This window comes from Octadecabacter arcticus 238 (assembly GCF_000155735.2).
GTDB lineage: Bacteria > Pseudomonadota > Alphaproteobacteria > Rhodobacterales > Rhodobacteraceae > Octadecabacter > Octadecabacter arcticus.
On the sequence record NC_020908.1, the window covers coordinates 1,312,543 to 1,331,286 of the forward strand.

20 protein-coding genes, 2 tRNA genes and 1 pseudogene are annotated in these 18,744 nt (G+C 55.3%); 8 read left to right on the forward strand and 15 right to left on the reverse strand.

Annotated elements, in window-relative coordinates; translation table 11 throughout:
- Positions 1 to 129 precede the first annotated feature (129 nt).
- The 7 genes and pseudogenes from istB to OA238_RS06905 form a co-directional block, all read right to left on the reverse strand.
- Positions 130 to 894 (reverse strand): IS21-like element helper ATPase IstB, encoded by a 765-nt coding sequence (gene istB / locus OA238_RS06875; protein ID WP_015494275.1) that lies wholly within the window; start codon positions 892 to 894, stop codon positions 130 to 132.
- Positions 891 to 2,378, reverse strand: a complete 1,488-nt coding sequence (istA, locus tag OA238_RS06880) for an IS21 family transposase (protein WP_044036328.1) — start codon at positions 2,376 to 2,378, stop codon at positions 891 to 893. The genes istB and istA overlap by 4 nt, the downstream gene beginning before the upstream one ends.
- A 90-nt stretch (positions 2,379 to 2,468) precedes the next feature.
- Positions 2,469 to 3,221: pseudogene (locus OA238_RS06885) on the reverse strand (IS30 family transposase); the annotation flags it as partial.
- 95 nt (positions 3,222 to 3,316) lie between these two features.
- Positions 3,317 to 3,895 carry a hypothetical protein gene (locus OA238_RS32560; protein ID WP_044036431.1) on the reverse strand — a complete coding sequence of 193 codons (579 nt, stop codon included), beginning with the start codon at positions 3,893 to 3,895 and terminating at the stop codon, positions 3,317 to 3,319.
- A gap of 280 nt (positions 3,896 to 4,175) precedes the next feature.
- On the reverse strand, positions 4,176 to 4,520 hold the full coding sequence (locus OA238_RS06895) for a hypothetical protein (protein ID WP_044036432.1): 345 nt from the start codon (positions 4,518 to 4,520) through the stop codon (positions 4,176 to 4,178).
- 390 nt (positions 4,521 to 4,910) lie between these two features.
- Positions 4,911 to 4,985 (reverse strand) — tRNA-Asn (locus OA238_RS06900).
- Between the two features lie 37 nt (positions 4,986 to 5,022).
- Complete coding sequence (locus OA238_RS06905) at positions 5,023 to 5,952, reverse strand: MBL fold metallo-hydrolase (protein ID WP_015494633.1); 930 nt, start codon at positions 5,950 to 5,952, stop codon at positions 5,023 to 5,025.
- 50 nt (positions 5,953 to 6,002) lie between these two features.
- Here OA238_RS06905 and OA238_RS06910 point away from each other — a divergent pair, with 50 nt between their 5' ends.
- Positions 6,003 to 7,319 (forward strand): ATP-binding protein, encoded by a 1,317-nt coding sequence (locus OA238_RS06910; protein WP_044036433.1) that lies wholly within the window; start codon positions 6,003 to 6,005, stop codon positions 7,317 to 7,319.
- A 204-nt stretch (positions 7,320 to 7,523) separates the two neighbouring features.
- On the opposite strand, the gene OA238_RS06915 is transcribed toward OA238_RS06910, so the two are convergent.
- Both OA238_RS06915 and OA238_RS06920 read right to left on the reverse strand, forming a co-directional pair.
- Positions 7,524 to 7,600 (reverse strand) — tRNA-Ile (locus tag OA238_RS06915).
- A gap of 387 nt (positions 7,601 to 7,987) precedes the next feature.
- Positions 7,988 to 8,884: a sterol desaturase family protein gene (locus OA238_RS06920; protein ID WP_187293159.1), complete on the reverse strand. Its 897-nt coding sequence runs from the start codon at positions 8,882 to 8,884 to the stop codon at positions 7,988 to 7,990.
- A 128-nt stretch (positions 8,885 to 9,012) separates the two neighbouring features.
- Between OA238_RS06920 and purM the strand changes: the two genes are divergently transcribed.
- The 3 genes from purM to rnd are packed head-to-tail and all read left to right on the forward strand — an operon-like array spanning position 9,013 to position 11,891.
- Positions 9,013 to 10,065, forward strand: coding sequence for a phosphoribosylformylglycinamidine cyclo-ligase (gene purM, locus OA238_RS06925; RefSeq protein WP_015494636.1), 1,053 nt, complete (start codon positions 9,013 to 9,015; stop codon positions 10,063 to 10,065).
- Positions 10,062 to 10,673, forward strand: a complete 612-nt coding sequence (gene purN, locus OA238_RS06930; protein WP_015494637.1) for a phosphoribosylglycinamide formyltransferase — start codon at positions 10,062 to 10,064, stop codon at positions 10,671 to 10,673. The genes purM and purN overlap by 4 nt, the downstream gene beginning before the upstream one ends.
- A 60-nt stretch (positions 10,674 to 10,733) precedes the next feature.
- On the forward strand, positions 10,734 to 11,891 hold the full coding sequence (gene rnd, locus OA238_RS06935) for a ribonuclease D (RefSeq protein WP_044038055.1): 1,158 nt from the start codon (positions 10,734 to 10,736) through the stop codon (positions 11,889 to 11,891).
- Between the two features lie 32 nt (positions 11,892 to 11,923).
- Here rnd and OA238_RS06940 read toward each other — a convergent pair whose 3' ends face one another.
- Positions 11,924 to 12,409, reverse strand: coding sequence for a hypothetical protein (locus tag OA238_RS06940; protein WP_015494639.1), 486 nt, complete (start codon positions 12,407 to 12,409; stop codon positions 11,924 to 11,926).
- A gap of 152 nt (positions 12,410 to 12,561) precedes the next feature.
- Here OA238_RS06940 and OA238_RS06945 point away from each other — a divergent pair, with 152 nt between their 5' ends.
- Positions 12,562 to 12,963, forward strand: a complete 402-nt coding sequence (locus tag OA238_RS06945; RefSeq protein WP_015494640.1) for a SufE family protein — start codon at positions 12,562 to 12,564, stop codon at positions 12,961 to 12,963.
- A 34-nt stretch (positions 12,964 to 12,997) separates the two neighbouring features.
- Here OA238_RS06945 and OA238_RS06950 read toward each other — a convergent pair whose 3' ends face one another.
- The 5 genes from OA238_RS06950 to OA238_RS06970 all read right to left on the reverse strand — a co-directional run bounded on the left by OA238_RS06950 (position 12,998) and on the right by OA238_RS06970 (position 16,890).
- Positions 12,998 to 13,621 carry a DUF1638 domain-containing protein gene (locus OA238_RS06950; protein ID WP_015494641.1) on the reverse strand — a complete coding sequence of 208 codons (624 nt, stop codon included), beginning with the start codon at positions 13,619 to 13,621 and terminating at the stop codon, positions 12,998 to 13,000.
- Entirely contained in the window at positions 13,614 to 14,219 is a 606-nt protein-coding gene (locus OA238_RS06955) for a glutathione S-transferase family protein (RefSeq protein ID WP_015494642.1), read from the reverse strand. The genes OA238_RS06950 and OA238_RS06955 overlap by 8 nt, the downstream gene beginning before the upstream one ends.
- 75 nt (positions 14,220 to 14,294) lie before the next feature.
- Entirely contained in the window at positions 14,295 to 14,999 is a 705-nt protein-coding gene (locus OA238_RS06960; protein WP_015494643.1) for a corrinoid protein, read from the reverse strand.
- A gap of 214 nt (positions 15,000 to 15,213) precedes the next feature.
- Positions 15,214 to 16,251 carry a betaine--homocysteine S-methyltransferase gene (gene bmt / locus OA238_RS06965; RefSeq protein WP_015494644.1) on the reverse strand — a complete coding sequence of 346 codons (1,038 nt, stop codon included), beginning with the start codon at positions 16,249 to 16,251 and terminating at the stop codon, positions 15,214 to 15,216.
- 324 nt (positions 16,252 to 16,575) lie between these two features.
- Positions 16,576 to 16,890, reverse strand: coding sequence for a DUF1476 domain-containing protein (locus OA238_RS06970; RefSeq protein WP_015494645.1), 315 nt, complete (start codon positions 16,888 to 16,890; stop codon positions 16,576 to 16,578).
- A gap of 161 nt (positions 16,891 to 17,051) precedes the next feature.
- Here OA238_RS06970 and purC point away from each other — a divergent pair, with 161 nt between their 5' ends.
- The 3 genes from purC to purQ are packed head-to-tail and all read left to right on the forward strand — an operon-like array spanning position 17,052 to position 18,731.
- Complete coding sequence (gene purC / locus OA238_RS06975) at positions 17,052 to 17,813, forward strand: phosphoribosylaminoimidazolesuccinocarboxamide synthase (RefSeq protein WP_015494646.1); 762 nt, start codon at positions 17,052 to 17,054, stop codon at positions 17,811 to 17,813.
- Positions 17,814 to 17,835: 22 nt separating this feature from the next.
- Entirely contained in the window at positions 17,836 to 18,066 is a 231-nt protein-coding gene (gene purS / locus OA238_RS06980) for a phosphoribosylformylglycinamidine synthase subunit PurS (protein ID WP_015494647.1), read from the forward strand.
- The gene (purQ, locus tag OA238_RS06985; protein ID WP_015494648.1) at positions 18,063 to 18,731 is read left to right on the forward strand and encodes a phosphoribosylformylglycinamidine synthase subunit PurQ; all 669 of its coding nucleotides are present in this window, start codon (positions 18,063 to 18,065) and stop codon (positions 18,729 to 18,731) included. Before purS ends, purQ begins: the two co-directional genes overlap by 4 nt.
- The last annotated feature ends 13 nt before the right edge of the window (positions 18,732 to 18,744 follow it).

The window sequence follows — 18,744 nt, forward strand, 5'->3', positions numbered from 1 at the left end:
GTTGCCACTTTGGGGTTGGGACAATCAGCGTATAGACGAGCGCCAGCATCCGGGCAGCCGCGCTTGTCATATAGCTGGCGTTTGCCCGGATGCTTTGGCCCGTCAGGGCCAATCTATGCTGATTGAGGTTCAGGTTTTGGGCGTTGCCTGACGCGCCTTACTCTGACCAAGGCGGTAGCTTTCGCCATTCATCTCTAGGATGTTGACGTGGTGGGTCAGGCGGTCGAGGAGTGCGCCTGTCAGGCGTTCTGACCCAAATGTTTCTGTCCATTCGTCGAATGGCAGGTTGCTTGTGATTAGCGTGGATCCGCGCTCGTAGCGTTGGGAGATCAATTCAAACAGCAGCTCAGCGCCAGTTTTGCTCAGTGGCACAAAGCCCAACTCGTCGATGATCAGCAGCTTGTAACCCACCATCTGCTTTTGAAGCCGTAGCAGTCTGCGTTCGTCTCTGGCCTCCATCAGCTCATGGACGAGTGCGGCGGCGGTGACAAATCCAACGGACATGCCTTTCTGGCATGCTGATAGGCCAAGGCCCAAGGCGACATGGGTCTTGCCGGTGCCCGAGGGGCCAAGCGAGATGACATTCTCACGCCGTTCGATCCATTCGCAACGCGCCAACTCCAGCACCTGCATCTTGTTCAGGGCGGGGATCGCCTTGAAATCGAAGCTGTCCAGACTTTTAACGGCTGGGAACTTTGCGGCTTTGATCCTGCGCTCGATCATCCTGCGTTCCCGGTCAATCATCTCCAGTTCGATTAGACGTGCAAGGAATTGCACATGGTCCAGTCCCTCAGCTGCGGCTTGCTTGGCCAGTTTGCTGTATTCCCGCAGAACGGTCGGCAGCCGCAGCGATTTGAGGCGGTGGTCCAGAAGGATTTGGGGAGCTTCAGTCATGCTGATTGCCCCCGCATCAAGGACATGTAACTGGCTGCAGATGTTGTGCCGACATTGGCCTTGGGCAGATAGGGATAGACATCCAGATCCAGCTTGGGTGGCCGCTGCTCGACTTGGCAAAGCACAAGATGTTTGACGGCATCAAAGCCAATTGCGCCCATGCGCAGCGCGTTTTTGATGGCGATGTGCAGGTCCCCCATCTCGAAGGTCTCCAGCAGCCGCAAGACCTGTACATACTCACGCCGCCCTGCCTTGATCATTCGGGCTTCCATCAAGCGGCGCAGGGTCGCAAATTCGTCCGGCAAGTCCCAGCCCGCCAAAGGGGCGGCTTGATCCAATGCGCCCGCCTTCTGCTCCAGCAGGGGCAAGTAGTGGATCGGGTCAAAGACCATGTCTTCGCGGTCCCAGCACCTTGGGTGGCGGGAAATGACGTCGCCACCACAGCCAATCACAACCTGATCGACATAGCCGCGTAGCCAGACGTCACGATGGCTATAGGCAACCGGAACGGAATAATCGTTGGTTTTATAGCGCACCAATGCTTGCGAGTTCACTTGGCCGCTGGCCTGATCACAGGCATCGAACGGAGATGCTGGCAGATCCATCATGGCCTCAAGATCGCGGGCCAAGCGTTGCCCGATGCTGTCGCTATGCCCGCGCAAGACATCGTTCTGGCGCTTGCGGCATTGCTCTTCCAGCCAAAGATTGAATGCCTCCCACGTGGCAAAATGAGGGATGGGCACCATGAAGTTGCGCCGGGCATATCCGACCAGACCCTCAACGGCGCCTTTATCGTTGCCCTTGCCCGGGCGACCATAACGATCCTGGATGAAGTAATGCGACAGAAACCCGCTGAACAGTTTGGTCCGCTTGCGTGAACCGTCTGGCAGGATCTTCGCAACAAGGCACCGGTCGTTGTCGTAGAGAACCGACTGCGGCACCCGCCCGAAGAAGGCAAAGGCATGGACATGGCCATCAACCCAGGCCTCGGAGACCGCTGCAGGATAAGCACGCACAAAGCATGCGTCGCTGTAGGGCAGATCCAGTGCAAAGAAATGTGCCTTCTGCTCCACACCGCCGATTACGACCATCGCTTCGCCAAAATCCGCCTGAGCGTGGCCAGGCGCATGTGCCAGTGGGACAAACATCTCTCGATGGTGGCGGCCATGTTCCCGGACATAGTTCTTGACCGTGGTTTGCCCGCCTCGAAATTGATGCTCGTCCCGCAGACGTTCAAAAATGCGCTTGGCCGTGTGGCGTTGCTTACGGTTCCGGCTGAGATCGTCTTGCAGCCATTGATCAATGAAGCCGGTAAAGCCATCAAGCTTGGGCCGCTTGATCTTCGCAGTTCGTTGATATCCGGGCGGAACCGAAAAGCTCATCATCTTCTTCACGCTCGCGCGCGATATCCCAAAATGAACGGCTGCTGCTCGTTCGCTCATGCCACCTCGACGTGCGAGGCGGACCTTTCTGTAAAGTTCCACGCTGAAAATACCCCCGCCCTCCCTGAAAACAGAAAAGACTAAAGTGGCAAAGTTTTACTTTGCCTGCAGCAAGATAATCCTGCCACTTCCGTGGCTCACTTTTGCACTGCCGTTCTCATAGGTCATGCTCTTGCGCAAAGCAGCGGGTAGTCGTCTCATCTGGCGGGTGAAGCTGTCGAGCGCGGCCTCGGCCCCATTGCCGTCCATTTTGCAAAGAATGACAAAGCGTGTCTTGCGCTCGACCAAGGTCCCCACTGACGAGCGATTGAATGCGCCCTTGATGAGGTCGCCCTCCCAATGGCCTGGTACCAGTCGCGCTTCGATCTCTTCAGGGCGATTGATAATGCGCAATGATTCCGGGACCATAGCACTGCCCGCCGCTGTCCTGCGCTTGAGCCCACGCTTAGGCTTCGCTTGACGCAACGCCTCGATCATCGCCGCCTTCAGCCCACCACGTGGCTGCGCGTAAATCGCGGCATAGATGGTCTCATGGCTCACATGGGCGGATGGATCATCAGGCTTCATGAGACGCAGTCTCTGCGCAATCTGCTCAGGCGACCAGTGCAGATGTACGAGCTTGCCATGAACAAAACGATAAAGATCGCTCCCCTCCACAAGCTTGCGCTCGCGGCGGCAGCGCGCACGCCGGGCATCATAGGCCTGCCGCGCCGCTTGCGGGCAATAGCTGCCGTCTTCCTGCCGACCTCGCGCCAGCTCACGGCAGATCGTGCTCGCCGGGCGATGCAAAAGCTGGCCGATCAACCGCTGACTGCTGCCCCTATTATGCTCGGCTAATATCACGCCACGGTCCTCGCTGCTGAGGTGCTTGCTTCGTATGTCCATCACAACATCCTATGCCCAAAGGGCTCTGAGTGTTGCATTTGAAACTTGAGCCTAAGATGTGCTGAGCAAAATTGGAGGAAGCTACGCGGCTTTGACTACCTCGCAAAAGTCATCACAGGCGTCACGTTCAAAGACGGAATCGAAACCACAAACCCCGACCAGATCACCGCATGACCAACAATACTCAAACACCAGATTTGACAATAACTCGTGATCTGCGACGTCACGTATGAGCGTTCCGAGGCAATAAATGATGTGTATGTTTCAAAACTCCTCAAAACCATGGCACCTAGGTCATTTCTCATGGGTCGTTTCGCGTCCTTACCACGTAGCTCAAGGTATTTTGCTTCACTATTTTTGGCAGCGCTGGCGAAATCATATCCAGCGGTTATTTTTTCACCTGCGGTTATAACCTGGGGCTTTAAAAATGCTCGAAGTGCAGCGTGGCGTTCGTACATAGCACAAACAAAGGAGCGAATAAGCCATTTCAAGTCGATTTTTTCATAGCCGAGATGTTCTAGCTCTTTTCGAAGTGCGGCTTTGCACTGTGAAGAACTTTTGAAATCTAAGGAGTTGAGCCACGGAGAGACATTGAACCCAGCATCAGATTTTCTAAGGTTTCCGACAGTATCATGGACAAAATTAGTCTTACCGCCAATAGAAAACCCACCCATCCTGAGTGCACGGTGTTGGACATGATTTCTGAGCTGATCACAAATTCGATAACTCAGGTGAGTGTCGAACGTTTGACTGCGCGTTTTGCAGTTAAATTCCTTTGTTTTTGGAAGGTTGATCGAAGATTTTAGAATTCTGTTGCAGTGGTAGTCATAGCTTCGGTACAGGGGAATCGCATATGGATTCTTCTCGTCGCATCGAAATCGAAAAACATAAAACCTGACCACGAGCGCGACGAGAGAGCCGAGCAGTTCGCGCTTTGTTCGCTATTATTCGAGCTCAAATTTCCAAACGCGATAGCCCTGAGCTTCGGTACGCAGTTAGAATTGTGATGATATCGACATTGAAACGGTGCCGAATATTGCTGAAAGATACTTCATTATTTAGATCCAAGATGTAGATATAGGTATACTCAAAAACCATATCCAACAGATCTTTCTCAAACCTAAAAAAAGACTGTGCAAAGACTTGAAATAAATCTTCGATTTCCTTGGCAGAAACGACTGTCGTAAGCGTTTGACTGAAAGTCGCATACTGATCTGCATCTATTTCAAATTCTCGTCCGGATAGGAAATTCTCGCAGAGAGAAAAAGCCGCAGATGTCTCGCCTGAATAGATTGTCACTGAATAAACCTCTCGCAATTTTCCATGATGATATAATGGAGAATATCATCCACACTGCCAAGGGTTCTTGGTCTGCTTTGGACTGCGGTCATTAGGTGTGTTTCGCGCCACCGACAGACACGATTCGAATATTGTTTGGGCCTTTGACCTTGCCCCGACTGCACCGTGTGCGCTTGGCTGAGTCCTGAACAGATGGTTCTCTAAATCATTGCGTTGAGAGGTATCAACGCACTATGGTCGCAAAGGCTACAGGTCAAAGCTAGGTGGTTGTCTGTGATGCTGGCAAGTCGGGTCATGTGAAAAGTGGTGACAAATCAGGTAACAAGGCCAAAAACTCCCTAAGTCCGCTCGAAGCCAACTAAGCTAAGATATTGCTTAATTAGGGAAAATTGGCTCCGGCGGTAGGGATCGAACCTACGACAAATTGATTAACAGTCAACTGCTCTACCGCTGAGCTACGCCGGAATATCGCTGTCCGTATAGCCACGAGATTCTTGGGCGTCTAGGGGGTATGCGAGGTTTTTTGCAACTCAGTGCGGACAAATTGCGCTGTGGCCGAAAGTGGACCGATTGAGGCGGCTTTGCGGCGTTGTGTGAGGTCGATGAGATGGGCCAGAACGTTGCGCTGTGCCATGCCAAGCAGAGCAGGGGCCACATCGGTGTAGATTATTGCTGTCAGCTTGGACGGTGTTGCAGAGCCCGCATTAAGTGCGGCAAGGATTTCGCCCTCGCGACCCAAGCGGTGCGCGACGAGGTCTGCCAGACGCCCTTGCGCATCTTTGATGGGTGCGCCGTGGGCGCTGTAGGCGCGCGTCATCGGGGTCGCCGCGAGGGAGGCGCTGGACGCCATGAAATCAGTCAAATCGCCATCAGGGGGCGATACGAGGGATGACGCCCAGCCCATCATATGATCGCCGGTGAACGCAGCATCCCCCCACAAGAAACAAAGGTGATTGCCAAAATGCCCCGGCGTGTGAACCGCGCGCAATTGCCAACCGATCCCGTCGATGACGTCCCCGTCCGCAATCAAGACGTCGGGCGCAAAGTCCAGATCCACGCCTTCGCCGCCGCCCATGACGCCGGACGCCGCCAGTGTTTGCATCATCTTTGAGCGCCCCGCGCGGCTGTTACCGAATGCCAAGACGGGCGCGCCCGTCAGATCGGCCAGCGGGCGCGCGAGTGGGGAGTGATCAAGATGGCTGTGGGTTACGATGATGTGGCTGACTGTACGTCCGTTGATCGCAGCGATCAGGGCTGACAGATGGTTAAGGTCCATCGGTCCGGGGTCAATGACGGCGACACTGTCCCAGCCAAGCAGGTAAGTGTTGGTCCCCCAGTGGGTCATCGGCGATGGATTGGGCGCCAACACGCAGGCCAATCCGTCCTCAAATTGGTTGGCGACACCGGCTTTAGGCACTTCATTGGTCATCATGCGTTCCCTTGGCTGGCATTTCACATTAGCGTTTGTTCATGGCTTATCGCATGTCGTTCAGTATGCTCAAACACTACATGCCGCGTTCCTTGTACGGGCGCGCGGCGTTGATCCTGATTTTACCCATAATTACATTGCAATTGGGCATTTCGGTGGTCTTTATTCAACGCCATTTTGAGGGAGTGACCGAGCAGATGACCAGCAGTGTGGCGCTTGATCTGCAATATCTGTTGGACGGCGTGAACGCTGCCCCCGATTTGACAGCGGCGCAAGCGATCGGGGGCACAGTGGCGAACCCGCTGCAACTGCTCATGACCTTGCCGGCTGAGGGGATGCCGCAGGCGAGCAGTTGGCGTTGGTTCGATTTTAGCGGCCGCGTGGTTGAGAGGACATTGAAAGTCAGCGTTGACGGGCTCGGCCCTGTGGTGCTGCCTGATAGCCGCTGGGTTGAGCTATGGTTTGGTACGTCCCACGGCCCAATTATGATTGAATTTCGCCGCAGTCGTGTGTCGGCCTCCAACCCGCATCAATTGCTGGTTTGGATGGTGGTGCTGAGCGTGTTTATGACGTTGATTGCCTATATTTACCTTCGAAATCAGTTGCGTCCGATCAAACGGCTCGCGGCGGCATCGGCAGAATACGGACGCGGGCATGTTGTCACCTACCATCCGGCGGGCGCAAACGAGGTCCGCGCAGCGGGGCACGCCTTCCTCGATATGCGCAACCGGATCGAACGCCACACCCAAACCCGCACGATGATGTTGTCAGGTGTCAGCCATGATCTGCGTACACCGTTAACCCGCCTTCGCCTTGGCCTTGGGCTTTTGGACGGGGACGAAGTTGAACCATTGGTCCGCGATGTGGACGATATGCAGCATTTGCTTGACGTATTCCTCGATTTTGCCCGCGGTGATGCGCAAGGTGACGCTCAGCTGGTCGATCCGATTGAGCTGAGCGCGACTATTCTGGCGGACGCGCGCCGTATGGGACAAGCGGTGACTGCGGGCTACATGACCGGCGGCGGTGACGTTACGCTGCGACCCCTCGCGATCCGGCGCGCGATTGAAAACCTGATCGGCAACGCACTGCGATATGGTGGTGAAGCAAGGCTAAGTGTGATTGTGACACCGCGCGCGGTAGTGTTCTGCGTCGAAGACGATGGACCTGGAATCCCGCCAGATCAACGTGAGGACGCGGTGCGCCCCTTCACGCGCCTTGATCCTGCCCGCAACCAAGATCGTGGCTCCGGTGTCGGGCTGGGTCTGGCAATTGTCGAAGACATCGCGCGCGCGCATGGCGGCACACTTCGGTTGGGTAAAAGCGACGATATGGGCGGGTTGAAGGCAGAGATTGTGTTAGGGCGGTGACAGGTTTTCACGATGATCGACGGTCTGATTTGCGGCTGTTCGTGTTGCACATTTGCGTCGCAAACGTCCTCTGCAAACGACCTTTGCACGTTGCGCGAATATGCCTGCGCGTGGATTGCGGCAATCTGGTGGGGGTGTGCACCTCACATTTGCGTCGCAAACGTGACTTGTGCACCCAGTCAATCCACTTTCGTGAATTGGCTGTGGTAGGCCCGGCAGGACTTGAACCCGCAACCAAAGCGTTATGAGCGCTCTGCTCTAACCAGTTGAGCTACAGGCCCCCCGACGTGGTTCGTATCAGAGAGAGGCGGGTGGTCAAGCGCTGAGGGTTTTTGTTCGATTTTTTCCACGATTAATTTTAATCATAAGCATCATGATATTTTAGAAATGGGAATTTCACCATGAAACTAAAATCTGCTCTCTTGTCTTTTACGACAATCATTTTGTCTGAACCCGCCGTGGCATGCGCCAATCTTTCAAGTTTTCCTTAGGTAACATCGGATAGGGGCGGCGACGGAACCGCAGGCCTTGTTATCTCGTTGGTGATTGGCGCACTGATATTGTTGAACGGGCCGAACGAGATCAATCGCTCACAGGCCAAAACGCCCGCGCAAACGGCTGATGATGATGATGACGACATCATTATGAAGTTCTGATTTGGCGCGATTCTAGCGCGCCGGAAAAAACATCCGGCTCAGCGGATCGATTAAAATGGGACCCAAGCGGTGCGACATCAGTGGCGCCTCGTTGGGGCCGTCCAGTCCAAAAGACAAATCCTCGCGGTCTCGCGTGATGTAGAGCGTGCAGACCATCCAGTCCCAAATCGCCAGTATGTGCCCATAATTCCGGTTGAAATGCGCGGGCTTTGTCGAATGGTGGATGTAATGTTGCGCGGGCGAGATGAACACACGTTCCAGCACCGGACCAAAGCTGATCCAGATATGTGCATGGTGGAAATTGGCGACCGTGAGGTTGGCCACGACGACAAACGCGTTGACACCCACCAGTTCGGCTATCGGTGTGTCTGGCGAGATCACCCCGACAATCACCCCCAGCGCCACGCCGACGATGCAGGTGCTGATGGATGTCCCGACGATCAACGCCAGTGGATGTTGGCGGTAGGCCGTCAGCGGGGTCAGGACCTCGGCGCTGTGGTGGACCGCGTGTAGCGGCCAGATCACAGATGTTGCGTGAAGCAACCGGTGTGACCAATATGCGGCGAAATCGACGATTACCCACAACAAAAGTGCGAGGCTCATTGGCCCCAATCCAGGGGCTAAGCCTGTGTCGGCTCCGGTGACGCTGCTGATCAAGCCCGCAATCCAGACACTGACCAAAGGCGCTACGCCGAACCGGCTGAAAAGTCCTGCAACAGACAACAGGCGGCCCATGACAAATAGCCAGAAATCAGCGGACGTGGATTTGTGCATCCACAGGCGCGCCGGAAACAGCCATGGCAGAAACCCACCTTTTTCGCGCCGCACCAGATAGATCAGCCATGCCAACCCGACAAAGGCCAGCACGTAGGGGGGCGAGAGCATCTCGCCCGCTCCAAACGTGTCCAAAAGAATTTGCCTAAAACGGTCCATCGTCACGAAGTGGCCCTTTTGTGTTGTCTACGTCAACCATCCGGTTGAAGGGCGCAACACTTTGGGATATCGCGCGATGTATCATGTTTGTAGGGATTTGATCGATGACAACGACGGGTAAGAATGGTCTGACATATGCAGACGCAGGCGTCGATATCGACGCAGGTAACACGTTGGTAGAGCAGATTAAACCTGCCGCCAAGCGCACAAAACGATCGGGCGTTATGGCTGGATTAGGTGGCTTTGGTGCGATGTTTGATCTCAAAGGGGCAGGGTTCAAAGACCCCATTCTGGTTGCGGCCACGGATGGTGTTGGCACCAAGCTGCGCATCGCCATTGATACTGGAAACGTTGACGGCGTCGGCATTGATCTGGTTGCCATGTGCGTTAATGATCTGGTCTGCCAAGGCGCTGAACCGTTGTTTTTTTTAGACTATTTCGCGACTGGCAAACTGGAATTGGACCAGGCAACGCGCATCATTAACGGCATCGCCAAGGGCTGCGAAATGTCGGGATGCGCGCTGATAGGGGGTGAAACCGCGGAAATGCCGGGGATGTACCCTGAGGGTGATTTCGACCTAGCGGGCTTTAGTGTTGGTGCGATGGAACGTGGTGCAGACTTGCCGCGCGGCGTGGCTGAAGGCGATGTCTTGTTTGGCCTTGCGTCCAACGGCGTACATTCCAATGGCTATAGCCTCGTGCGCAAGATCGTCGAACTGTCTGGTATTGGGTGGGCTGATGCCAGCCCGTTTAGCGACGGCACACTGGGCGAAGCATTGCTTGCGCCGACAACGCTGTATGTCAAAGGCGCGGTCGCGGCGATTTCTGAACCCGACATGGTCCACGCCTTTGCACACATTACTGGCGGCGGTTTGACCGAAAACCTGCCACGGGTTCTGCCCGACGGCTTGGGAGCCGATATTAATCTGGATGCTTGGGATCTTCTGGCTGTGTTCAAGTGGTTGGCGGATCAGGGCGGCCTGGATCAGGCCGAAATGCTCAAGACCTTTAATTGCGGCATAGGCATGGTTGTGGCGATTGCGCCTAACAAAGTTGACGCGGCGCGCGGCGCGTTCGAAGGGGCCGGGCACGACGTCTATGAAATCGGCAAGGTCGCTGCGGGTGAGGGCGTTCGCTACACTGGCAAACTTCTGTGACCAAACGCGTCGCCATCCTGATTTCCGGGGGTGGGTCGAACATGGTGGCCCTTGCCAACAGCATGGTGGGCGATCATCCGGCGCGTCCTGTTTTGGTTCTGTCAAATAATACTGAAGCGGGTGGTCTTGCCAAGGCACGTGACCTTGGAATTGCGACTGCTGTTGTAGATAGTCGAGAATTTAACAATGATCGTAATGCATTCGAGGACGTTCTTCATGCAACGCTTGAACGTTTTTCACCGGATATTATTTGTCTGGCAGGTTTCATGCGCATCCTGACCAATGGCTTCACAGCCCGCTATTCGGGTCGGATGCTTAACATGCACCCATCGCTTTTGCCAAAATACAAAGGGCTGCACACCCACGCCCGCGCCCTGCAAGCGGGTGACGGCGAACACGGGTGTAGCGTGCATGAAGTGACCGCAGCACTTGATGATGGGCCTATCCTTGGCCAAGCGCGGATCGTGGTTCTGCCTGCAGACACGCCCGAATCTTTGGCGACGCGTTTATTGCCGTGTGAACACGAACTCTACCCAGCTGTCTTGCGGCGGTTTGCTGCCCAAGATCGCCGCGCCCTGCACCTTCCCATCACCCGATCAATCCCCTAGTGTTTGATGAAACTAGCGGGGCTCAGCAAAATGTGGGCCCAAGAATATGAAAAGGCCCAGATGAAGACCATCACAACAACAGCCGAGCTTGCGACGTATTGCGCCCAGGCCGCGAAATATCCCTACGTGACCGTGGACACCGAATTCCTGCGCGAACGGACGTATTATTCAAAGCTTTGTCTCATTCAGCTGGCCTATATGGGCGAGGGTGGCGATGATGCGGTGCTGGTGGACCCATTGGCGGAAGGCCTTGATTTGGCACCGCTGTATGAGCTGTTCAAAGACGAAAACGTGGTGAAAGTCTTTCATGCTGCACGCCAAGACCTCGAAATTTTCTTTGTGGATCAGGGCATTATACCAAAGCCGCTGTTTGATACACAGGTTGCAGCGATGGTGTGTGGATTTGGCGAACAAGCTGGCTATGAGACCTTGGTGCGAAAAATCGCCAAAGATAACGTTGATAAATCATCCCGATTTACCGACTGGTCGCGCCGCCCTTTGACGGATGCACAAAAGACCTATGCGCTGGCCGACGTGACCCATTTACGGGTGATTTATGAGAATCTGTCAGCCGAGCTCGAAAAATCTGGCCGGAAAAAGTGGGTGGCCGAAGAAATGGCAGTTCTGAACGATCCAGCGACCTATCAGGCGGACCCTGATAACGCATGGAAACGTGTTAAAACGCGGACAAGTTCGGGAAAATTCTTGTCAATCGTTCGTGAATTGGCCCGATTCCGCGAGCTTCATGCAAAAAACCGAAATATCCCGCGTAACCGTGTGTTCAAGGATGACGCGCTGGTTGAAATCGCGTCAACCAAACCAACGTCCGAAGACGATCTCGGGCGGTCCAGATTGCTGTTGCGCGAAGCGCGGCGCGGCGACATTGCGACCGGTATTTTGGCGGCTGTACAGGCAGGTCTGAACACCAAACCCAAGGACGCACCGCGCATCGACGCGAGCCGTGAAAAGCTACAGGTGAACCCGGCGCTGGCGGATATGTTGCGCGTTTTGGTGAAATCGGCGGCGGACAATGAAGGTGTTGCACAAAAGCTGATCGCAAACAGCGCCGATTTGGATGCTATCGCGGGCGGATTGCGCGATGTTGCAGCCCTTAGCGGGTGGCGCAAAGAAGTGTTCGGCGCGGATGCGTTGCGGCTGTGTGACGGCAAAATTGGCTTGGCGGTAAAGGGCGAAAAGGTTGTGACCTTTACGCTGTGATCTGATCTTGTCGGCTAAGAGCGATCGCGTTTCTACCGTCCGGACGTCCGCGCGTTCGTTGCTGCCGTAACTCGGACACTACGAATGGCGGCAAGGTCACTGCGTTCAATGACGTGGGCCGCGCTAATCTGGCGTGATTGTGTGGTGCCGGGCACCACTAGTGCGGTCGGCGCTTGGGCGCGGAACTCAAGGTCAAGCACACCGTTCGCGACACCGCGGCTGACCAGTTCTGCGTTAAAATAGCCTTGTGTTTGGGCAACACCAACAGCGCGGACAATGGCCCCGGATGGGGTGGGATCAATACTTAGCGATGTGATACTTTGCACCATTGTCCGATTGTCGATTACGACAGTGCGGCTGTTTGCAGGGATCAACGGACGGGTCTGGCCGTTTGCGTCTACCGGAGCCTCGGTGCTGCTGCCAAACCAGTTTACCGGGTTGAAGCGGCTGTCGGCGATGCGGGCACAACCTGTCAGCGTGAGGAGAACGGCAGTGCCGAGAAGTGTTGCGCGCAGCATGGATGATCCCCTTTGGTCTTCGTCGCTTATGTCTTGCTAGCCCAAAGTCGCCGTGGTGAAAAGCAGACACTGGAAAAAGAGACGTTGAAAAAAGCGGCCACTGGACGTTCGCAGGGACGCGGCCTAAGTCAGACACAAGATAGGGGACAACCATGGCCACGCAAGCATTTGAAGATATCGCCGAAACATTCGAGTTCTTGGACGATTGGGAAGACAGATACGCCCATGTTATCGACATGGGCCGGGAGATGGCGCCGTTGGACGATGCGTTCAAAGTGCCCGCGACCAAAGTGGATGGCTGCGCGTCACAGGTTTGGCTGGTGCCAAAGGTCGACGATGGCGTGTTCACATTCGAAGGTGCGAGTGATGCGATGATCGTCAGCGGTTTGATCGCGATTTTGCACGCCTTGTACAACGATTTATCAGTGGCCGATGTCGCAGCCGTGGATGCACGCGCTGAGTTTGAGCGGCTGGGGTTGAACGATCACCTCTCTGCGCAGCGATCCAACGGTTTGCGTGCGATGATTGAACGGATCAGATCGGTTACGGCGTAAGGTTGGGCCATCCAACCCAACACAGCGTCGAAATTCAGGCCTTCGCGGCCAGTGCCGTTGCTAGATCGCCGTAGCCCGTGAGGCGGCGTTCAAACGTGAGGCCGAGGCGCTCTGCATGTTGTTTGGCCAATTCGGTCAAGGCGGGATCATCGGTTTGGGCCTGATAGACCAGTGACTTGTAGTTGCCGAAATACATGTCACGCAGTTCTGGGTGGCGATCCAACCCCAATGGTTTGACCACAAAAGCATCAAATTGGCGCACCAGAAAATCGGTCAGGTAGAAGCTGTAGATTTCGTCTTGCGCACCGAAAGCGTCGTTGCCCTCAAAGAATGAATAGCAGTGCGGGCCTTGCACCATTTCGACGCCGAGCCTGTCGCAAAGTCGTTGCAACATGCCCCCAGTGCCGCAATCGGCATAGACTACGAACACGTCGTCATAGGCATCGCGATGTTTCAGGACGGCCTTTTCTACGGCGTCGGGGATTTGGTCGGGGTGCACGTGCAAAATCGCGGGGAGGCAGTGCAAATCCATATGCGACCAGCCGTTTGCCTTTATCAGATCGAGGATTTCGCGCGCCAGTGCGCCGCACGCCAACAAAAGGATGCGGCCCTGTCCCTTGGGCGCGAGTCCGTCGGTGGTGAGGGTCGCGTCATCCATGGAGTGCTGCGACTTTGGCCACGGCAGGGCGCGCTTTCATGGCTGCAAAATGCGCTGCGAGTTTGGGGTAGTTGGCAATGGCCACGCCGTCCCCCTCAAACCAGCGGTAAACGGCGTAAAGATGGATGTCAGCGATGCAATAACTGCCAAGGAACCAACCCGCGTTTGGCAAAACGGCCTCGATAACGCTACAGCTGTCGGCCATGGTTTCTGTCACTTTCGCGGCCATGGATACGTGGGCAGCCGGATCGTCAGACCAGCGGGCAGCGCGTGGACCATGGGCGTGGTTAACGTGCACTGTCGCGGCAAGGAAGCTGATCAATTCACGCGCGCGCGCTTTTTGAAATGGATCAGATTGCATAAATTTATCCGATATATCAGCGATATAATCGAGAATTGCGGGCGTTTCGGTGAGGTGGCCATATTCGGTCAGTAACGCGGGGAGGCGGCCTTTGGGGTTTATAGCCAGAAATTCGGGGCTGCGCTGCTCCCCCTGAATAATGCTGATCCAGTGGATCGTGTAGGGCAGGCCGGCCTCTTCCAAGGCCACATGCGCCGCAACCGCGACGGTGCCTTGGGGTGCATAAAGCGTCAACATCTCGTGTCCCTTCAGAATAAAAACGCGCCCGAGGGGCTGGCCACCGGACGCGCTTCATAGCCGAGCAAAGCAGTCTTAGGCGGTTGCGCCTTGGTTGTGCTTGCGGGCCATAAACGCCTTTGCGGTTTCAACGGCAACGGCGGCGTCGCGGCAATAGGCGTCTGCGCCGATGGCCTTGCCGAATTCTTCGTTCAACGGTGCGCCGCCGACCAGCACGATCAGATCGTCGCGGATGCCCTGTTCGATCATCGTGTCGATCACCACCTTCATATAAGGCATCGTCGTGGTGAGCAGGGCAGACATGCCTAAAATGTCGGGTTCCTCAGCCGCAATCGCCTCAAGGTAGCCTTCGACGGCATTGTTGATGCCAAGGTCCACGACCTCGAATCCGGCGCCTTCCATCATCATCGACACAAGGTTCTTTCCGATGTCATGGATGTCGCCTTTGACCGTGCCGATGACCATTTTTCCCACACGCGGCGCGCCGGTTTCGGCCAGCAGCGGTTTAAGGATGAACATCCCGCCCTTCATGGCGTTGGCGGCCAGCAAGACCTCTGGCACAAACAAGATGCCATCGCGGAAATCGTGGCCCACAATCGTCATGCCGCCGACAAGCGCCTTGGTCAGGATGTCGTAGGGGGTCCATTTGCGTGCCAGCAGGATGTTCACGGCTTCTTCGATTTCTTCTTTCAAGCCATCGTAGAGGTCGTCGAACATTTGCGCGACGAGATCGTCGTCGTTCAGTTCGCTTAGAATGATGTCGCCTTGATCGTCGGACATGTCAGAACCTTTTGATGTGTTGTTGCCTGATTTGCGCTGAATTGGCGCATTTGGTCTGGGACGATTGCGACATAGCGTGCCCATGCAGCGACGGGACTGCAAATGAATACTTTGCGCGAGTATAATAAGGCGGGTTCACTTGGTCGTACATTGTTCGGTGCTGGTACACTGAATGATCTGGGTCAAAAGAGGTTCACAGCAACGCAACGGGGCCTTAGCTGCGTTTGCGTCCGCGTCGAGGTGCACGCACTGGTCCTGCGCTGTCTGTACCGTCTGACACCGATGAAAATCCGCCTAGTCCGGCTACAATGGCTTCTAGTGTGGGGGCATCCGCCTCAGGGCGGGATTCCAGTGCTGCTCGCATGGCACGCAAATGATCCGGCGTCGTACCACAGCAGCCGCCGATGATTGTGGCCCCGCTGTCGCGGGCAAGGCAGGCGTAATCGGCCATCAGGTCCGGTGTGCCGTCGTAGTGGATGTGACCTTCTACGTATTTCGGAATGCCGGCATTGCCTTTGGCAATGATGGGTTGTTCTGGTCCGGCGGCCCCGAAACCCAGAACGGTTCGCAACAGATCAGACGCGCCAACGCCGCAGTTTGCGCCAAACGCAATCGGCGGATTGGGCAGTTTTCCGACCAGTTTCACCAATTCTGCGCTGGTCAGGCCCATCATCGTGCGCCCTGCAGTGTCAAAGCTCATGGTGCCGCACCATGGCATGTCGGCCAAGGCAAAGGCTTCCGCGGCGGCTTTGAATTCTTCGCCTGCGGAAATTGTCTCACACCACAAAACGTCTGCGCCCCCTGCTTTCAGGCCTTCGGCCTGCTCGTGAAACATCTCGACTGCGCGGTCGTGGGTCAGGGACCCCATCGGGGTCATAATCTCACCGGTTGGGCCGACGGACCCGGCAACGACCACCTTGCGGCCAGATTTATCAGCAACTTCACGCGCGATTTCAGCAGCCACTTTGTTGATTTCATGCACTTTACCTTCACCATTATGGAGCTTTAGACGCGATGCATTTCCACCGAAAGTATTGGTGAGGAAGATATCGGAACCAGCGTCGACCGCGCCCTTATAGAGCGCCGTAATCCGGTCGCGATGTTCAAAGTTCCAGAACTCAGGCGCGTCGCCCGATTGCAGCCCCATGTTGAATAATGTCGTGCCCGTTGCACCATCAGCAAGCAGCCAATCACGGGTTGCAAGCAGGTCAGACAGGGCATTTTGCTGGATATGAGGCTGTGTGGTCGACATCGCGGAGCGCTCCTAAAAGGGGATGCAATCGCTTCGCATGGTGGTGGCGTGCGCGCAAATGAATAATCCTCATTATTTCGCTGAGTAGGATTGAGGTCACGCAGTGCCGTTGGCTGGAAGATGTCATAGGCCAGCGGTGTGATTGCGAATGTCAGATGAAAAATATTGGACGTCTACATATAGAACGGCGGCCATCATAGGCGGATGTGATGGTCGTCGGTGTCATAATGGAAAGGCCAGCGCATCTTTCGATGGGCTGGCCTAACAAGTTGTCGCGAATTGCAATCGGATCTTCCTGAGATCAGCCTGAAGGCCGACTGGAAATTAAACCTCTTTGATCAATTGGCCTTTGGCCTGCGCCATGCATTCCGCCATTTTCGCGCGGGTCGTGGCCTCATCAGATAGATGGCCCACATCTTTGAACAGCTTGCGGTAGACGTCTTCGTGGCCCGCTTCTTCAAAGTCGGCTTTGATAACTTCTTTGGCGTAGGCCAAGGCGTCGTCGCCTTCTTTGCCCATCAAACCGGCAGCCCACAGGCCAACAAGCTTATTTCGGCGGGCCTCTGCCTTGAATTGCATGTCTGCGTCATGGGCGAATTTGTTTTCGAATGCGTTCTCACGATCATCAAAACCGGACATTTCATACTCCTTGAGGTGTTCTTGTAGCGATCGAATAAGATATGACCACGTCCACGCTTGCCCGCAAGGGGGGCTTGGCTTATGACGCCGCTATAGGGGACTTTTTGCCCGCTTTGAGCCTCAAGGCGACATGATTAATCCTTGGACCCGCAGGAGACAGCATGGCACGTCGTAAACTGGTGTATGAAGGCAAGGCAAAGATCCTTTATGAGGGTACAGAGCCGGGGACGCTTGTTCAGTATTTCAAGGACGACGCGACTGCGTTTAACGCCCAAAAGAAAGGAATCATCGACGGCAAGGGTGTGTTGAACAACCGCCTGTCGGAATTCTTTATGTTGGGGCTGGCGCGCATCGGTGTGCCGACGCATTTCATTCGCCGCCTGAACATGCGCGAACAGCTTATCCGTCAGGTTGAGATTATCCCGCTCGAAGTGATTGTGCGCAATTTTGCTGCCGGAACCATGGCCAAGCGGTTGGGCATGGAAGAAGGCACACCGCTGCCGCGTCCGATCGTCGAATTTTCCTATAAAGACGACGCGCTTGGCGATCCGTTGGTACCAGAAGAATACATCATCGCCTTTGGCTGGGCGTCCCAGCAGGACCTTGATGACATTATTGCGTTGGCGTTGCGGGTTAACGATTTCATGGCAGGGGTCATGCACGGCGTCGGAATCAAGCTGATCGATTTCAAAATCGAAGTTGGCCGCGTTTGGGACAATGATTTCATGCGCTTGATTGTGGCTGATGAAATCAGCCCTGACAGCTGCCGTTTGTGGGATATCGAATCTGGTCGCAAGCTGGACAAAGACGTGTTCCGCCAAGATTTAGGTGATTTGGCGGATGCATACACCGAGGTCGCCAAGCGGCTTGGCGTTTTGCCGTCGAATGCGACGCATATGCCAAAACCAACACTCATTAACTAAGTAAATTAAAGGGATAGACGCCATGAAAGCCCGCGTGCACGTGATGTTGAAGGAGGGCGTTTTGGACCCACAGGGCGCTGCGGTGAAACACGCACTTGGCGCGCTCGGGTTTGAGGGCGTCAATGGCGTGCGTCAAGGAAAAGTGATCGAACTTGATCTCGCCGATGGCACAACCGAGGCCCAAGTCGGTGAGATGTGTGAAAAGCTGCTCGCCAATATGGTCATCGAGAGCTACCGGATCGACCTTCTATGAAGGCGGCAGTGATCCAGTTTCCCGGATCCAACTGCGACCGGGATATGGCCGTAGCGTTGGAAAAATCCGGCGCGGACGTGCAGGTCGTTTGGCATAAGGATGCGGTGCTGCCATCGGGCGTTGATCTGGTCGCAATCCCCGGTGGATTTTCGTTTGGTGATTATCTGCGCTGCGGCGCGATTGCCGCCAATTCGCCGATTTGCCGCGCGGTTGTCGATCACGCCAATGCCGGTGGATACGTCTTAGGTGTTTGTAATGGCTTCCAAATTTTGACTGAAACAGGGTTGTTGCCTGGTGCATTGTTGCGCAATGCGGCGCTGAAATACATCTGCCGCACGGTGGGTCTGAAGATCGAAACCGCCAATTCTGCCTATACCGAAAGCTATAGTACAGGCAGCGAAATCGGTGTTCCGATTGCACATCACGACGGCAATTATTTCGCCGATGATGCCACGATTGCGCGACTTACGGGCGATGATCGCGTGGCGTTTACCTATACCGATAACCCAAACGGCAGCCGTGCGGATATTGCAGGGATTTTGTCGCAGAACCGCCGCGTTCTTGGGATGATGCCGCACCCTGAACGTGCGTTTGAAGACGCCCACGGAAACACCGACGGCCAGCGCCTTTTCGCCGGTTTGATGGCGCAGTTGACGTCTGCCTGAAGGCTAAGATGGA

Coding starts and splice junctions, on each gene's coding strand:
- istB (WP_015494275.1), bottom strand. CDS start 894: ATGACTGAAGCTCCCCAAATCCTTCTGGACCACCGCCTCAAATCGCTG.
- OA238_RS32560 (WP_044036431.1), bottom strand. CDS start 3,895: ATGGGTGGGTTTTCTATTGGCGGTAAGACTAATTTTGTCCATGATACT.
- OA238_RS06905 (WP_015494633.1), bottom strand. CDS start 5,952: ATGATGACCAATGAAGTGCCTAAAGCCGGTGTCGCCAACCAATTTGAG.
- OA238_RS06910 (WP_044036433.1), top strand. CDS start 6,003: ATGTCGTTCAGTATGCTCAAACACTACATGCCGCGTTCCTTGTACGGG.
- purM (WP_015494636.1), top strand. CDS start 9,013: ATGACAACGACGGGTAAGAATGGTCTGACATATGCAGACGCAGGCGTC.
- rnd (WP_044038055.1), top strand. CDS start 10,734: ATGAAGACCATCACAACAACAGCCGAGCTTGCGACGTATTGCGCCCAG.
- OA238_RS06940 (WP_015494639.1), bottom strand. CDS start 12,409: ATGCTGCGCGCAACACTTCTCGGCACTGCCGTTCTCCTCACGCTGACA.
- OA238_RS06945 (WP_015494640.1), top strand. CDS start 12,562: ATGGCCACGCAAGCATTTGAAGATATCGCCGAAACATTCGAGTTCTTG.
- OA238_RS06950 (WP_015494641.1), bottom strand. CDS start 13,621: ATGGATGACGCGACCCTCACCACCGACGGACTCGCGCCCAAGGGACAG.
- OA238_RS06955 (WP_015494642.1), bottom strand. CDS start 14,219: ATGTTGACGCTTTATGCACCCCAAGGCACCGTCGCGGTTGCGGCGCAT.
- OA238_RS06960 (WP_015494643.1), bottom strand. CDS start 14,999: ATGTCCGACGATCAAGGCGACATCATTCTAAGCGAACTGAACGACGAC.
- bmt (WP_015494644.1), bottom strand. CDS start 16,251: ATGTCGACCACACAGCCTCATATCCAGCAAAATGCCCTGTCTGACCTG.
- OA238_RS06970 (WP_015494645.1), bottom strand. CDS start 16,890: ATGTCCGGTTTTGATGATCGTGAGAACGCATTCGAAAACAAATTCGCC.
- purC (WP_015494646.1), top strand. CDS start 17,052: ATGGCACGTCGTAAACTGGTGTATGAAGGCAAGGCAAAGATCCTTTAT.
- purS (WP_015494647.1), top strand. CDS start 17,836: ATGAAAGCCCGCGTGCACGTGATGTTGAAGGAGGGCGTTTTGGACCCA.
- purQ (WP_015494648.1), top strand. CDS start 18,063: ATGAAGGCGGCAGTGATCCAGTTTCCCGGATCCAACTGCGACCGGGAT.